Source organism: Fusobacterium necrogenes, assembly GCF_900450765.1.
In the GTDB taxonomy this organism is placed as follows: domain Bacteria; phylum Fusobacteriota; class Fusobacteriia; order Fusobacteriales; family Fusobacteriaceae; genus Fusobacterium_A; species Fusobacterium_A necrogenes.
The window spans coordinates 662932-680047 of record NZ_UGGU01000003.1; the positions used below are offsets into that span (position 1 = coordinate 662932).

Below are 17116 nucleotides of genomic sequence, written 5' to 3' on the forward strand. Positions count from 1 at the left end.
GGACAACTATGGATAAACAGATTGAAAATTATGTAGAACTTGCTATTAGAAAAGGAATTAATATTCAAAAAGGACAGATTTTAATAATTAATTCTCCAGTAGAAACTTATGATTTTAGTAGAAAATTAGCTGAAAAAGCATACGAGTTAGGAGCTAGTGAAGTGGTAATTCACTGGAGTGATGAAGTATGTACAAAATATAGATATCTTTATGGAAAAGAAGAGATATTTGATATTTTTCCAGATTGGCAAAGAGAATCTATTGAATATTATAGAAAGAAAGGAGCAGCTTTTATAAGTGTGTATTCATCAGATCCAGATATATTAAAAGATGTAGATAAAGAAAGAGTTGCTAGATATCAAAAAGTTAGAAGTTTAGCACTAAAAGAGCATTATAATGAAATGATGGGGAATAGTAATCAGTGGTGTGTGATATCTGTACCAACAAAGGCTTGGGCAAAAAAAATTTTTCCAGAGTTAGAAGAAGAAGCTGCTATTTTAGAAATGTGGAAACTTATTTTAAAAATAGTAAGAGCTGATAAAGAGAACCCTATATTAGAATGGGAAAAACATTTAAATAGGTTAAAAAGAAGAATAGATTATTTAAATAATAAAAAATTTAAAAAACTTATTTATAAAAACTCTTTTGGAACCAATCTTGAGATAGGTTTACCTGAGGGACATAGATGGATAAGTGGAGGAGAAAAATCTAAGGCTGGAATAGATTTTGTAGCTAATATTCCAACAGAAGAGATTTTTACTATGCCACATAGAGAAAAAGTAAATGGAACTGTAGTTAGTAGTAAACCATTTATATATGCTGGAAATATAATTGATGATTTTTCTTTCATATTTAAAGATGGGAAGATAGTGGAATATTCTGCTAAGATAGGAAAAGAGATCTTAGGTAATCTCTTAGATATGGATGAAGGAGCTCGATATTTAGGGGAAGTAGCTTTAGTAGAATATGATTCTCCTATATCTAAATCAGAGAAGATTTTTTATAATACTCTTTTTGATGAAAATGCTTCTTGCCATTTAGCACTAGGATCTGCCTATCCAATTTGTATAGAAAACTCAAATGAGCAATCTGAACAAGAGTTAAAAGCTAGAGGAGTTAATAATTCTCTTATTCATGAGGATTTTATGATAGGAACAAGTGATATGGAAATTATTGGGGTAGATGTTGATGGAAAGGAAATTATCCTCATGAAGAATGGAAATTTTTTATTTGATCCAACTTTATCTTAACTTTAAATCAATAAATTTATTTTTGATATAGTAAAAAATAAGAGTAGCTTTTGTTCTTTGAATAAAAGTTACTCTTAAATTATTTAAATTTTCTAAATTTTAACTTAAACAGATTTTATTATAATATTTAAGAAAAATAAACTATCTATAGTTATAATATTGATTTGCTATCAAATTTCTTAAAAAAGAGGAGATATGGTTTTGATAGCTTAGTAGTTCTATAGAAAGTTATACTCTATATTTATTGCCAAAAGTTTTTAGTTAAATATCTAAGTCAAATCTGTCAGAGTTCATTACCTTATTCCATGCAGAAACAAAATCAGTAATAAATTTAATTTTTGAATCTGATGAAGCGTAAATTTCAGATAGAGCTCTAAGTTGTGAGTTAGATGCATAAATTAAATCAACTCTACTACAAGTCCATTTTTCTATTCCCGTTTTTCTATCTTTTCCTATAAAAAGATTATCATTAATTTTTTCCCATACTGTATTCATATCTAGGATATTTATAAAAAAATCATTAGATAAAACTCCAGGTTTATCTGTCAAAATTCCAATATTTTGACTACTAGAATGATTAATATTGATACTTCTTAATCCACCTATTAAAACAGTCATTTCAGGTGCTGTTAGTCCTAATAGTTGAGCTTTATCTAGCATTAATTTTTCAGCTGGAACATCAAATTTATGTTTTAAATAATTTCTAAAAGGATCATATATAGGTTCAAGAACTTCAAAAGAAGAAATATCAGTAAACTCTTGAGTTGTATCCATTCTACCAGCTTTGAATTCAACTTTTATATCAAAACCATTAGCTTTTGCAGCTTGTTCTACTCCAAGATTTCCAGCTAAAATTATTAAATCAGCAAGAGAAACCTTTCTTTCAGAAGTTTTATTGAATTCTTCTTTAATATTCTCATAAATTTTAAGAATTTTAGCAAGAACTAAAGGCTCATTTACATTCCAATTTTTTTGAGGTAGAAGATTTATTCTTGCACCATTAGCCCCCCCTCTAAAATCACTTTTTCTGAAAGTTGAGGCAGAAGCCCATGCTGTTTTGACAAGTTCTCTTACAGGAATATTTGCTTTTAAGATCATTTCTTTTAAAAGTTCTATGTCTTTTTCGTTGATGATAGGAGAGTTACTTTTAGGAATAGGGTCTTGCCATATAAAATCCTCTTTAGGCACTTCTTTACCTAAATAACGGCTTTTTGGTCCCATATCTCTATGAGTAAGTTTGAACCATGCTTTAGCAAAAGTTTCCTTAAATAAAGTAGGATTGTTATGAAATTTTTTAGAAATAACTCCAAATTTTGAATCCATACGAAGGGCTAAATCTGCAGTAGTCATTATAGGTGCATATCTTTTCTCTTTATCAAAAGCAGAAGGAACTAAGTTTTGAGCTTCAGGATCTGTAGGTATCCATTGCCATGCACCAGCAGGACTTTTAGTTAAATCCCAGTCATATTTGAACATCATTTCAAAGTAAGTGTAATCCCATTTAGTAGGTGTAGGTGTCCATGCTCCTTCTATTCCACTAGTAATTGTATCTGCAGCCTTTCCACTTTTAAATGAGTTTTTCCAACCAAGTCCAACTTCTTCTATAGGAGCTGCTTCTGGATCAGGACCAACTTCAGTTGCTGGACCAGCACCATGACATTTACCAAAAGTATGCCCACCTGCTATTAAAGCTACAGTTTCTTCATCGTCCATTCCCATATTTTTGAAGGTTTCCCTTATATCTTTTCCAGAGCCAACAGCAGAAGGTTGCCCAGCTGGACCTTCAGGGTTAACGTAGATAAGTCCCATTTGTACAGCAGCTAAAGGATTTTCAAGTTTTCCATCTTCGTAACGACTTTCATCAAGCCATTTTTTTTCACTACCCCAGTACGTATCTTCTTCAGGCTCCCATATATCTTCTCTTCCACCAGCAAAACCGTAAGTTTCAAAGCCCATAGATTCAAGAGCACAATTCCCAGCTAATATCATTAAGTCAGCCCATGAAATTTTATTTCCATATTTTTGTTTAATTGGCCAAAGCAATCTCCTAGCTTTATCTAAATTAGCGTTATCTGGCCAGCTATTAAGTGGAGCAAATCTTTGATTTCCTGTGTTTGCTCCACCACGTCCATCAGCAATTCTATAAGTTCCAGCACTATGCCAAGCCATTCTGATAAAAAGAGGTCCGTAATGTCCATAGTCAGCAGGCCACCAATCTTGAGAATCTGTCATTAATTTTTTTAAATCTTCTTTTATAGCATCTAAGTCTAGAGAAAGAAATTCTTTTTTATAATTGAATTCTTTTCCAAATGGAGAAACTTTTTCTGAATGTTGACTTAATATTTTTAAGTTTAATGAATTAGGCCACCAGTCAGAATTAGATGTTCCTTTTTCTGCTATAAAAACTTTTTTAGATTTTGAATTTTCCATAAAATCCCACCTTTCTATTCGAATTTGTAATTGTAACAATTATACTATCATTTTAAAATAAATAAAAATATATATTATCAATATAAAATACTTTTATTATCATTTATTTTGATTTTGAAAATATATATGAATTAACTTTTGAAGATAAAGTTAATTCAACTAGCACAAAAATAGTTTGATATAAAACTATTTTTGTGCTAAACTATAAATAGGGTGATGTAATGGAGGATATAAAAATAAGAAATACACTTTTAAGTTATATTAGTAGAGCTCATCACATGGGAGGAGCTTATGTAGAGATACTTTTAAAGAAAAAAGGAATAAAAAACTTAGGACATTCACATATAAGGATTATTATTATATTGAGTGTATATAAAAGGGTTTCAATGAAAGAAATAAGTGAAATGATAAGTAAAGATAAGTCTACAGTAACTACATTAGTTAAAAAGTTAGAAAAGTTAAAATATGTAAAAAAGAGTGTTTGTAGAAAAGATAGAAGAATAACTTTTCTTGAATTAGAAGAAAGAGCGGAAGAGATAATAGAAACAGTTTTTCAAGTAGCTGGACTTTTTCAAAGAAAGGTAGAAAGTATATTAACGAAAGAAGAAATAGATAATTTATTTTTTATAATGGAAAAATTAGTAAAGAATTTTTAGAATATTTTAGTATTTTCAAGGAGAGGATCAAATGGAGCAAAAACATCAACTTATGGGAACTGAAAAAATTACTAAACTATTGATACAGTTTTCACTACCAGCAATAATAGGAATGTTAGTAAACGCTTTATACAACATCGTAGATAGAATTTATATAGGAAATATTGAAAAAGTAGGTCATATAGCAATAGCTGGAGTAGGGATAACTTTTCCAATCGTAATTTTTGTATTTGGATTTTCTATATTAATAGGGCTTGGTTCTGCAACAAATGTTTCTCTAAATTTAGGAAGGAAAAAAAAGGATGAAGCAGAGAAATTTTTGAGTGTAGCTATTTTTTTTGGGCTAATAATATCTTTAATATTGATGTTAATAGTTTTATGGAAGGTTGAATGGTTGGTTAATATTCTAGGTGGAAGTGAAAGAACAGGTATATATGCTATTCAGTATCTGAGAATCCTAGCTTTTGGATTTCCTGCTGCTGTAGTAGGGTATGTAGCTAATGCTTGTATTCGTTCAGATGGAAATCCTAAGATGGCCATGGTTACTTTACTTATAGGAGCAATAACAAATATAGTACTAGATCCAATATTTATATTTTATTTTAAAATGGGAGTAAGAGGAGCAGCATGGGCAACTATTATTTCTCAATATATTTCTGGAATTTGGGCCATTTATTATTTTTATTCAAAATTTAGTGGAATGAAATTATATAGAAAAAATTTCAAATTAAATCTAAATAAAATTAAGAGTATAATCTCATTAGGGAGTGCTCCTTTTGCAATTCAAATAGGAGCTAGTGTAGTAAATTATACATATAATAGTACATTAAAAATTTATGGTGGAGATTCTGGGATAGGAGCTATGGCGATAGTTCAAGCAGTAATAACATTTATAGCTATGCCGATTTTTGGTATAAATCAAGGATTGCAACCAATATTAGGATATAATTATGGAGCTAAGCTTTACTTAAGAGTAAGAGAAGCTTTGTTTAAAGCTATTTTTGCAGCTACAGCCTTATGTATTGTAGATTTCTTAGCTATTCAATTTTTATCGAAGTATTTTATTAATATATTTACTCAAGAAAAAGAACTAGTAAAAATAGCTACAATAGGACTGAAAATACAAACTTTTATGCTGCCAATAGTTGGATTTCAAATAATTTCTTCTATTTATTTTCAAGCTATAGGAAAGCCAAAAATGAGTTTTTTTGTTAGTCTTACAAGGCAAATAATAGTTCTTATTCCTTGTATTTTAATAATGTCTAAATTATTCGGAGTAAAAGGAGTATGGTATGCTGGTCCTACGTCAGATTTTATAGCTACGGTATTAACGTTCATATTTATTAAGATAGAATTAAAACATTTAAAAAAGTTGCAAGAAAAAGTAGAGAGTTAGCTATTATGTATCTAAATAAATTTTTATTTTAATGTGGAGTGATTATAGAAAAAGAGATTATTGCAAGAATTTGAATTGCAATGATCTCTTTTCTTTTTTACAAAAGTATTAAAAAATTATGATTAAACTAAAAGTTGTAAAATTTAAGATAATAATGTATAATGTTTAGGATAAGTGAGTATTAAGAAAAAGGGAGATCAAATATAATGAAAGAATATATAAAGAAACTTTCCCCATCAAGAAAATTGATTTTAGGATTTTTAGTTGCGATATTGATAGGAACGTTTCTACTTATGATGCCATTTTCTCTCAATGAAGGAGAAAAATTGAGCTTTTTATCTTCATTATTTACAATTGTTTCAGCCATATGTGTAACAGGACTTACAGTTGTAGATACAGCTACTGTATTTTCATCTATTGGAACTACTATAATAATATTTTTCATACAGTTAGGTGGATTAGGAGTAATGACATTTTCATCAATAATATTTTTAGCTACTGGAAAAAAAATGACTTTTTATGAAAGAGAATTACTTAAAGAAGAAAGAAATGCTGACAATAGTGGAGAAATTGCAGAATTTATAAAAAAATTATTGCTTATAGTACTTTCAATAGAAACAATAGGAGCTATTATATTGACTACACAATTTATGCAGAAAATGCCTTTAGGAAAATCTATATACTTTGGAATTTTTCATTCAATATCAGCTTTTTGTAATGCCGGATTTGCACTTTTTTCTAATAATTTAGAAAATTTTGCTTCAAATATTGTGGTGAATTTGACTATAGGTTATTTGATAACTTTAGGTGGAATAGGCTTTGCTGTAATTACCTCTTTTATTGTAGTAGTAAGAAATGGAATAGATAGATTTAATTTAACTTCTAAAATGGCAATTTTAGTATCTATAATTTTGACATTTATTGGAATGTTACTATTTTTTATATTAGAATTTTCTAATCCTACTACAATAGGAAACATGAATTTTTTTCAAAAGATTTTAGCTTCATACTTTCAAAGTGTAACTTTACGTACAGCAGGATTTAATACGGTTCCTCTAGGAAATCTAAGAGAAGCTACTATATTTATTAGTTGTATTTTGATGTTTATTGGAGCTTCACCAGGTTCTACAGGTGGTGGAATTAAGACAACCACATTTGGTGTAATTATGTTCTATGTTATAGGAATTGCTAAGAAAAAAGAAAATATTGAGGTATTTAAAAGAAGAATAGATTGGGAGATATTAAATAGAGCATTAGCTATTCTAGTAATAGCAATTACATATGTAGCTTTTATAATTATGTGTATATTAGTATTGGATGATTTTTCTATGGAGCAGGTAGTTTTCGAAGTCATATCTGCATTTGGTACAGTGGGACTTACCCTAGGTATTACTCCACAATTGAGTGTAATATCGAAACTTCTCATAATTATAACTATGTTTATAGGAAGATTAGGACCATTGACATTTGCACTAGCGATTGGTGAAACTAAGAAAAAAGTTATTTCAAAGTATCCAAAGGAGAATATATTAGTAGGATAAAGTGTAAAATGAGGAGAGAAAAAATGAAACAATATTTGGTTGTAGGTTTAGGAAGATTTGGAACTAGTGTAGCTCAAACCCTTTATGAATCAAATGAAGAAATACTAGCTATTGATATAGATGAGGAAAAGGTACAAGATTGTATCAATGAAAATATAGTAGATAATGCTATAAGATTAGACTCAACTGATTTAAAAAGCTTAAAAGAATTGGGTATAGGAAATTATGATATAGCCTTTGTGTGCGTTGGGGATATAGAGCCTAGTATACTAATAACTCTTAATTTAAAGGAATTAGGAGTGAAAAAAATAATAGCTAAGGCAGTAAGTAAAAGTCACGGAAAAGTTTTAGCAAAAATAGGTGCAAATAAAGTGATTTATCCTGAGGAATATATGGGACGAAGAGTAGCACAATTAGCTATGGAGCCAAATCTAGTAGAACACTTAAGATTTTCTGCAGATTTTTTATTACTAGAGGTAAAAGCACCATCTGTTTTTTGGAATAAAAGTATAATTGAATTAGATATTAGAAAAAACTATAATTCAAATGTAGTAGGGATAAAAAAAGAAGATCAGAGTTTTAATCCTAATCCATTACCAACTACTGTGATAGAAAAAGGAGATGTACTTTTAGTAATTACAGATAGTAAAACGGCTGATTTTTTTGAAAATTTAAAATAACTTTAGGAGGATAAAATGCATAATTTTGATGTCATTGTAGTTGGAGCTGGCCATGCTGGCTGTGAAGCAGCACTCAGTTCAGCTAGAATGGGAGCTAAAACAGCTATTTTTACTATTACTTTAGATAATATAGGAGTAATGTCTTGTAATCCATCTATAGGCGGTCCTGCAAAGTCCCATCTAGTAAAAGAAATAGATGCACTTGGCGGAGAGATGGGAAGAAATATAGATAAAACTTTTGTACAAATTAGAGTTTTAAATACTAAAAAAGGACCAGCTGTAAGAGCTTTAAGAGCACAAGCAGATAAAGTAAAATATGCTAAAGAAATGAAAAAAACTTTAGAAAATTGTCCTAATTTAAATGTCATCCAAGGAATGGTAACAGATCTTGTAATAGAAAATGGTAAAGTGAATGGAATCAAAATTAGAGAGGGAGTAGAGTATAGATCAAAGATAGTTATACTAGCTACAGGTACTTTTATGAGAGGACTTATTCATATAGGAGAAAATCATTTTAGTGGAGGAAGAATGGGGGAGCTCTCTTCTGATGATTTACCACTATCTTTAGAAAGAGCAGGAATTAAATTGGGAAGATTTAAAACAGGTACTCCAGCTAGAGTTGATGGTAGAAGTATAGACTTTACAAAAGTAGAAGAACAGCCTGGAGATAAAGAATTACTAAAATTCTCTAATAGGACAAAGGATGAAGAAATAAAGAATAGAGAACAGATTTCTTGCTATATAGCATATACTAATGAAGCTGTTCATAATATTATAAAAAATAATAAGCATAGATCCCCTATGTTTAATGGAATAATACAAGGAACAGGCCCTAGATATTGCCCATCAATAGAAGATAAAGTTTTTAGATATGAGGATAAAAATCAGCATCATCTATTTTTAGAAAGAGAAGGAAAAGAAACTAATGAGATATATTTAGGAGGCTTATCTTCGTCTTTACCTACTGATGTACAAGAAGGTCTCTTAAAAAATATTTCTGGACTAGAAGATGCTCATATAATGAGATATGCTTATGCAATTGAATATGATTATATTCCACCTCAAGAAATAAAATATTCTTTAGAGAGTAGAACAGTAGAAAATCTTTTTTTAGCTGGACAAATAAATGGAACTTCTGGATATGAAGAAGCGGCAGCTCAGGGGCTTATAGCAGGAATTAATGCTGTAAGGAAATTACAAGGAAAGGATCCTTTAATATTAGATAGAGCAGACTCATATATAGGAACTTTAATAGATGATTTAGTAACAAAGGGAACGAATGAACCTTATAGAATGTTTACAGCTAGAAGTGAGTATAGGCTATTATTAAGAGAAGATAATGCAGATTTAAGACTTTCTAAGATAGGCTATGAGATAGGCTTATTATCAGAAGATGAGTATAAAAGGGTACAACAAAAAGAAAAAGATGTAGAAGAGATAAAAGTTAAATTAGCAACTTATTATGTGGGACCAAGTAATTCTAGAGTGAATGAAGTGTTAGTAAAAAGAGGAGAAGCTTTACTAAAAGATGGAGTAACATATTTTGAGTTACTTAGAAGACCTACAGTTACTTTTCAAGATATAAAATATATTTCTGAGCTTGGGGAGATGAAGTTGAGAGATTATCCTAGGGATACTGAATATCAGGTAGAGGTACAGGTAAAATATTCTGGATATATTGAAAGATCTATGAAAATGATAGAAAAGCATAAAAATTTAGAAAGTAAAAAGATTCCAGTTGATTTAGATTATGATAGTCTGGAAAATATACCTAAAGAAGCCAAAGACAAGTTAAAGGCTGCAAAGCCACTTAATATAGGACAAGCTTCAAGAATATCTGGGGTTTCACCTGCTGATATACAAGTATTATTAATATATTTAAGAGCAAGGGGGAAGTAAAGTGAGAGAGCTTTTAACATCAGGTTTAAATGTTATAGGTGTAGAATATACAGATAAGAAATTAGATGATCTTTTAAAATATCTTTCAATGTTATTAGAGTATAATACACATACGAATTTGACTGCTATGAGGGATAAAGAATCAATAATAGAGAAACACTTTATAGACTCATTACTTCTTCAAAATCTCTTAAAGCAAGATATAAAAACCGCTATTGATATAGGAACTGGAGCTGGATTTCCTGGTATAGTTTTGGCTATTTTTAATAAAGATATAAATTTTACATTAATGGATTCAATAGGAAAAAAAACAAAATTTTTACAGATGGTGAAAGAAGAACTAAATCTTGAGAATGTTGAAATAGTTACTTCAAGAGCTGAAGATTATATATCTGACAAAAAAAGGGAAAGTTATGACATAGGGTTTTGTAGAGGCGTTTCAAAACTTAATACAATTTTAGAATATATAGTGCCATTTTTAAAAGTAGGAGGCGTTTTTCTTTCGCAAAAAATGGAAGGAACTGGAGAGGAAGTTGAGGCTGAAAATGCTTTGAAAATTTTAAAATCGGAGATTGTTAGTATATTTAATTTTGAGTTACCTTTTTCAAAAGACCCTAGAGTTATAATAAAGATAGAGAAAAAATTAGTAACAGATAGGAAGTATCCAAGAAGAGCAGGGATACCTTTAAAAAGACCTCTATAGGAGAAAAGGAGAGAGGAAATGACAGATTTTTATAAGAAAAATAGGAAAAAAATCATATTAGTTACTTTCCTCTTTTTCTTGTTTTTTGGTGGTTGGTGGAATATAAGATACAATTTGCCAAAAACAGTGGAAGTAGCAGTAAGATTATTTTTAGGTCCTACTTTTAAAAGTAGTAGTATAGATTTTCAAAAAAATAAAATTATAATAAAGGATTTTATTTTGGCTGATGATAATGAAGTTATAATAGATGTACCAAAGGTAGAGATACTTTATTCAAAGGAATCACTTAAGAACTTTAGAATAGAAGAGATTATAGTTGCAGATGGAATAGCTAATATTACTAGAAGGAAAAATGGTGATATCAACATAGTAGCAGCATTTACTGGAAATAGTGAAAAAAATGAAGAAGTTGAGGAAAAAGTTGAACAAAAACAACCTTATGATCCTGGAGTATCTATTCCTATAGATAAAATTACAATTGAAAATATGACTACTACTTATAGAGACTTAGGATATAGATTACCGATAGAACAGACAGTTTATAATACAAAAGGTTACCTAACTTTTAGTAAAATAAAGGGAATAAATCTACATTTTATAGCTAATAATAAGTATGAAATTTACGATTTCAGTTTCTCTACTGAAAAAGAACCTTATTCTATGAGAATAAAACTTTCTGATATAGATGTAAAAAATGAATTAGTTCAATATGGGTATGATGGGGAAGAACTTTCATATTCGAATGGGAAATTAAATATGGATTTAATAATAGCGTCTAGTGGACTTTTAGGATGGATAGATTTTAAAAATATAAATGTAAGATATATTGATTTAAATGATGATATTAAGAATGTAGAAGGTAGAGTTGATTTTAAAAAAGAAGGAATATTTTTAAATGCTACTGGAATACTTTTTGATAAAGTAGAAAAATTTTCTCTTAGTTATAAAGATGAAGAATTAAATGTTGACTTTGACTTGGTTGATGTACAAAAAAGTAATTTAGAGAAATTATCTTATTTAAAAGATATAGACTTACCATTTGAAAAATTGAAAGTGGATAATGTAAAGTTTAATTTAAACCTTAAAGAAGAATTAAGTATAAATATAAATACATTTATAAAAGAAGTTAAAATGGCAGGTTCAGAATTAAGAAATACTGAAATTAAATTTCGTTATGATAGTAAGGGAATACATCTTCCCAAAATTTTAACAACTTTTAATCTTTTGAATGAAGAAGGTACTAGTATAATATCAGAAGAGGTAAATGGAGTTTTTGATTATTTTAATGAAAAAGGAAAGTTTAAGTTCAGTTTAAAAAATCTTGATAAAAAAGAATATATTCCAAATTTTAATGGAGAGTTTAATTTTGAAATTTTTGAAAAAAGTGTGAACTTTAATTTAAACTCTAATATTGTTGACATTCAAGGAAAATATCTTAATGATGAGAAAAAGATTTTATTAGAAAAAAGCGAGGAGTATTTTTTAAATTATGACTTAAGTCAGAAAAAAATTATAGATGGAAAAGGGAAAATAAAATTTTCTTTATTTGATAATAACTTTTTGATAGATTATTCAGTCTATAATAATAAGTTAAATTTAAAAAGTTTTGCACTTATGGTAAATGGAACTAAAGAGTTGGAAATTTTTGGAGATATAGATATAGATTCATTTTCTTATAATTTAAGACTAGAAGCTGAGAGTTTATATTTTAAGAATTTATTAGGTCTTAAAGATGGGGAGTTAAATGCTAAAATGAGTGGATATATTCAAGGTGTAAGGGATAAATTTGATGGTGAAATAAAAATTGATTCTTTATCAGTGAAATATCGTGCTAAATTAGAAGATTTAAAAGGTAAACTATTTTTTTCTAAAAATGAGGTATTATCTTTGGAGTTTGATGGAGAAATAGGTTCAATAGGTTATAATGATTATAATTTAAATGGATTGTATTTAGTTGCTAGACTTAAAAATAATATATTTGAAATAAAAAGTCTAAACAACCAATTTTTGGATATTTTTGGAAATTTAAACTTGGATACTAAAAATATAGATATTTCAGGGAATATAAGGAAACTTTCATTAAAAAAATTTGGGATAGAAAATCCAGAGATTAGATTAGATGAAGTGAATGCAAAAATAAATGGAAAGCTGGATAATTTAGTTGGTAATTTGAGTTTAGATGATGTAAAGATAATACTTGAAAACAAAGAAAGCATAGTTATAAAAGGAGGATTAGATTATAAAAACAATAAAATTCGAGCTAAAGATTTGAAAATAAATAATAATTTGTTTGAAGGAGAATACTCGTTAAGAAATAGAGAGTATAATTCTACAATATTTTTACTAGAAGAAAATATAGGAAGGTACTATGGAAATGAATCTTTTAAATATAGAATTATAGGTAAGGCTTTAATAAAAGGTAAAGATAAAACTGTAGCAGTAGATTTAAAATCTACAATTGATAAAATATATATATCAGGAAATAGACTACCAAATGCATATATAGAAGCTGAATATAGAGCTCAAAATTTAACAGATGGAATACTAAAATTGAATGAGTTAACTTTGAGTAATCAAAATTTAGAAACACTTTTGAAAATTAATGGGGCTTATGACGTATCTAAAAAATATCTAGATACTAAAATAAGCAAGCAATCTCTTCCTCTGACTAAGCTAAAGGAATATACTAGACTTGAAGATTTAACTGGAGAATTAATAGTAGAAGGAAGAATTAAGGGAGAATTAGATAAGTTGGCTTATAATTTAGGTATAAAAAGTAATGAATTAGGAATGAAAAATGTATATTTGAATTCTTTTAAATTAATTTTAAGTGGTGATCTTAAAAATGTTAATTTAGATGAACTGTCATTTAAATATTTAAATAATCTTTTTTACTCACAAGGAAACTATGATATTTTATCAAAGAAATATATGTATAAGGGAGATGCTAAAGATATTAATTTAGATTTCTTAAATATTTTTTTAGAACCTTATGGGATAACTGGTATTAAGGGATCTTCTACATTTAGTTTTAAGTTGAGAGAGAATGAAAATACTGGTTTTTTGAAGATAAAGAACTTTAATCTAGAGAATAAAGATTTATTCTTGAAATTAGAGCAATTTAACAGTACAATAAAATTAAAAGGTAAAGATTTATCTGTAGAAGAATTTCAAGGAAAACTAAATGATGGAAACATTAATTTAGTAGGAAATTTTGTTGTTCCTGTGATTGAAGAAATTGAAAAAAATCCATATTTTAAAGAGGATTTAAAATACAATTTCAATTTAAAATTAAATGGGATAAAGTACAGATATGGAGAGATGTTTGGGGTTAATTTTAATAGTGATATTGTTGTAGACAATAATAAGGTATTAGGGAATATTGAAATAATAGATGGAACAGTAGAAGAGATACCAAATACTTCTAAGAGTATATTTGATAAGATAAAGGAATTTATTTTTAGATCTTCTTCACAAACAGTTAATGAAAGTGAAGATTTAGGGTCTGATTTTAAAATTGAGACAGTATTTGAAAATTCTCCAGAAATCAATGTTGGAATAAAGATTGTTAAAGGAATAAAATTAGATATAAAAGATCTTAACTCTTTTGTAGGTGATGTAGTTGGAAATGTGGTTGGAAATGGAACTTTGAGTGGAAAAGATGGCAAATATACTTTTCTAGGAAATGTAGAAGTAATGAAAGGAAGCTTGAATGTTAACGATAATATTTTCACTTTAGATAGAGCAGTAGTTATATTTAATGATGAAAAAACTTATTTGCCGAAACTTAATCCAAATTTATTAATAGATGCGAGAGTAAATGTACAAGATGATGAAATAGGTTTAAGTTTGAATGGAAATTTAAATAATTTAAAATTTAATATAAGCTCTAAAAGTGGAAGTAGTAGTGGTAATTTAAATTCACTATTAGTAGATGGAGATATGAATGAAGGAAATAATGAAGCTACTACAACACTTATAACTAATGTTATAGGAGGGCAGTTGACACAAGTATTAAAACCAGTTTCAAATTTAATAAAAAACACTTTGAATATTTCAAAGTTTAGGATTAGTTCAAATCTTCTGAATGATCAAAGCAAAAATGCTAATACCAATGAAGAAGCTCAAAGTAGATTGAGATTTGGAGCTGTTTTGGAAGCAGAAGATAATATATACAAAGATAAAATATGGTGGGTGGCAAAAGGGACACTGTTGGAGGATGATAGTACAGAATACGAAAAGAAGAATAATGAAAGTGGAGCATTAAGAGAGTATGATTTCTCTCTTGAGTATAGATTTGATGCAACAAAATCTATTGGAATAGGTGTAGGTAAGCTCCCAGAGGACAGAAAAAAATCATCAGATAAAGAATCTAAAGAAAATTTAAATTATCATATTGATTTTAAATTTGAGAAAAGATATGATAGTTTAATAGATATCTTTATAAATAAATAGTGGAGGTAGAGATGAGAAAACAGATAACCGTTTTACTTGTTTTTCTATTAAGTGTTATCTCATTAGCTAATATTTCTAGTTATGATATTAGAAAAATAGAGATAATAAATAATAGAGAAGTTCCTTATGAAGTCATACTTAACAGTATGAAATCAAAAGAGGGACAAAAATATGCAACTGAAAATATGATAGCTGATTATAAGGCTATAAAGGATTTAGATTATGTTTCAGATGTATCTATATATCCTACTGTCTATGATAATGGAATAAAATTGACTGTGGATATTACTGAGAAAAAAGATGCAAAAGCTTTGCTTGAAGAAAAGGGAATAATTCCACTTACAGAGAGAGAAAAAGTAGATACAACTATTGTGGTATCAAGTATTGAAATTATAGGGAATACTCATGTAACTACCAAAGAAATAAGAGATATGATACCTATTCAAACTGGTGGATATTTTTCTAGAAATAGAGTCATAGAAGGACATAAAAATCTTATAGAAAGTGGATATTTTAGAGATGTAATTCCTGATGTTATTAAGACAGGTAAAGGGGTAAAAATTGTATATAGTGTTTTAGAAAATCCTATTATTAATGGAATAAATATTATAGGGAATACTGTTTATACAACTGATGAATTAATGCAAGTTATACAGACAGAACCGGGAAAAATATTTAATATTAATACCATTAGAGGAGATAGAGATAGGATAATTCAAAAATATCAAGATGGAGGATATGTCCTAGCTGAAGTTGTAGATATAGGACTTAATGCAAATCTTGAATTAGAAATTTATCTAAGTGAAGGTGTAGTAAGAAATGTAGAGTTTAAAAAGATGGTAACTAAACAAAAAGGAGCTAGAAGAAGAGCGACTGATGATGTATTAAAGACAGCGGATTATGTTATCGCTAGAGAGGTAGAACTCAAAGAAAATGAGATTTTTAATTCAAAATCTTATGATGAAACAGTACAAAATCTTATGAGATTAGGACATTTTAGAAATGTAAAGTATGAAGTGAGAGATATACCTGGAGATCCAGATGGAAAGAATATTATCTTATTACTTGATGAAGAAAGAACAGCGATATTACAAGGAGCAATTTCTTATGGTTCTGAGATTGGTCTTTTAGGAACTATTTCTATAAAAGATACTAACTGGAAAGGAAAAGGACAAGAATTAGGATTTACTTTTGAAAAATCAGATAGAGATTACTCGAGTTTTTCGATCAACTTTTATGATCCATGGATAAAAGATACTGATAGAATATCTTGGGGTTGGAGTATCTATAAAAATAGTTATGAAGATGATGAAAGTGCAATTTTTAATCAAATAGATACTATTGGAGCTAAATTTAATGTAGGTAAGGGAATAACTAAAAATATAAGACTTAGTCTTGGAACAAAATTAGAATATGTAGAAGAGAGTGCGGATCACTCTAAATTTAGAAATGGTAAATGGATAAATTATAGACCTGGAGAAGAGGCTAAAGGGTTAGATGATAAATATTACATTTGGAGTTTATTCCCATCTATTACTTATGATACAAGAAATCATTTTTGGAATCCAACAGCCGGGGAATATGCAAAACTTCAGTTAGAAGGTGGTTATGCTGGCGGATATGCTGGAGATGCATTTGGAAATGTAACTCTCGAATTAAGAAAATACCATGCTGGATTATTTAAAAAGAATATATTTGCTTACAGAATTGTAGGTGGAGTAATGAGTGAATCTACAAAAGAAGGGCAAAGATTCTGGGTAGGTGGTGGAAATACACTTAGAGGATATGATGGTGGATTCTATAAAGGAACTAAAAAATTAGTAGGAACTATAGAAAATAGAACTCAATTAAATGATGTGTTGGGATTTGTAGTATTTTTTGATGCTGGTAGAGCTTGGGATTATAGAGGAAGAGATTTATCATATCAACGTGATGAAAAGTTTTCTAATGATATAGCTATGGCAGCAGGAGTTGGATTAAGAGTTAATACCCCTATTGGACCATTGAGATTTGATTTTGGTTGGCCAATTAAAAATGATGATGCAAGTGGAATGGAATTTTATTTCAACATAGGGCAATCATTTTAATAAAATATAAAAGTGTTTA

10 protein-coding genes are annotated in these 17116 nt (G+C 28.6%); 9 read left to right on the forward strand and 1 reads right to left on the reverse strand.

The genetic code is table 11. The features are described 5' to 3' along the window. Positions 1–8 precede the first annotated feature (8 nt). Complete coding sequence (locus DYA59_RS03440; RefSeq protein WP_115269400.1) at positions 9–1250, forward strand: aminopeptidase; 1242 nt, start codon at positions 9–11, stop codon at positions 1248–1250. Positions 1251–1511: 261 nt separating this feature from the next. Here the strand turns inward: DYA59_RS03440 and katG are convergent, their stop codons facing one another. Then, positions 1512–3680, reverse strand: coding sequence for a catalase/peroxidase HPI (gene katG, locus DYA59_RS03445; protein WP_115269402.1), 2169 nt, complete (start codon positions 3678–3680; stop codon positions 1512–1514). Between the two features lie 221 nt (positions 3681–3901). Here katG and DYA59_RS03450 point away from each other — a divergent pair, with 221 nt between their 5' ends. The 8 genes from DYA59_RS03450 (at position 3902) to DYA59_RS03485 (ending at position 17097) form a co-directional block, all read left to right on the forward strand. Continuing rightward, positions 3902–4336 (forward strand): MarR family winged helix-turn-helix transcriptional regulator, encoded by a 435-nt coding sequence (locus DYA59_RS03450; protein ID WP_115269404.1) that lies wholly within the window; start codon positions 3902–3904, stop codon positions 4334–4336. 31 nt (positions 4337–4367) lie between these two features. Further along, positions 4368–5732 carry an MATE family efflux transporter gene (locus DYA59_RS03455; protein ID WP_115269406.1) on the forward strand — a complete coding sequence of 455 codons (1365 nt, stop codon included), beginning with the start codon at positions 4368–4370 and terminating at the stop codon, positions 5730–5732. Positions 5733–5938: 206 nt separating this feature from the next. After that, positions 5939–7273 (forward strand): TrkH family potassium uptake protein, encoded by a 1335-nt coding sequence (locus DYA59_RS03460; protein WP_115269408.1) that lies wholly within the window; start codon positions 5939–5941, stop codon positions 7271–7273. Positions 7274–7296: 23 nt separating this feature from the next. Continuing rightward, positions 7297–7953: a potassium channel family protein gene (locus DYA59_RS03465; RefSeq protein WP_115269410.1), complete on the forward strand. Its 657-nt coding sequence runs from the start codon at positions 7297–7299 to the stop codon at positions 7951–7953. A 15-nt stretch (positions 7954–7968) separates the two neighbouring features. Continuing rightward, entirely contained in the window at positions 7969–9852 is a 1884-nt protein-coding gene (gene mnmG / locus DYA59_RS03470) for a tRNA uridine-5-carboxymethylaminomethyl(34) synthesis enzyme MnmG (RefSeq protein ID WP_115269412.1), read from the forward strand. A gap of 1 nt (position 9853) precedes the next feature. After that, positions 9854–10555, forward strand: coding sequence for a 16S rRNA (guanine(527)-N(7))-methyltransferase RsmG (gene rsmG / locus DYA59_RS03475; protein WP_115269426.1), 702 nt, complete (start codon positions 9854–9856; stop codon positions 10553–10555). A gap of 18 nt (positions 10556–10573) precedes the next feature. Next, complete coding sequence (locus DYA59_RS03480) at positions 10574–15010, forward strand: translocation/assembly module TamB domain-containing protein (RefSeq protein ID WP_115269428.1); 4437 nt, start codon at positions 10574–10576, stop codon at positions 15008–15010. A gap of 11 nt (positions 15011–15021) precedes the next feature. Next, positions 15022–17097 (forward strand): BamA/OMP85 family outer membrane protein, encoded by a 2076-nt coding sequence (locus DYA59_RS03485; RefSeq protein ID WP_115269430.1) that lies wholly within the window; start codon positions 15022–15024, stop codon positions 17095–17097. Positions 17098–17116: the final 19 nt, after the last annotated feature.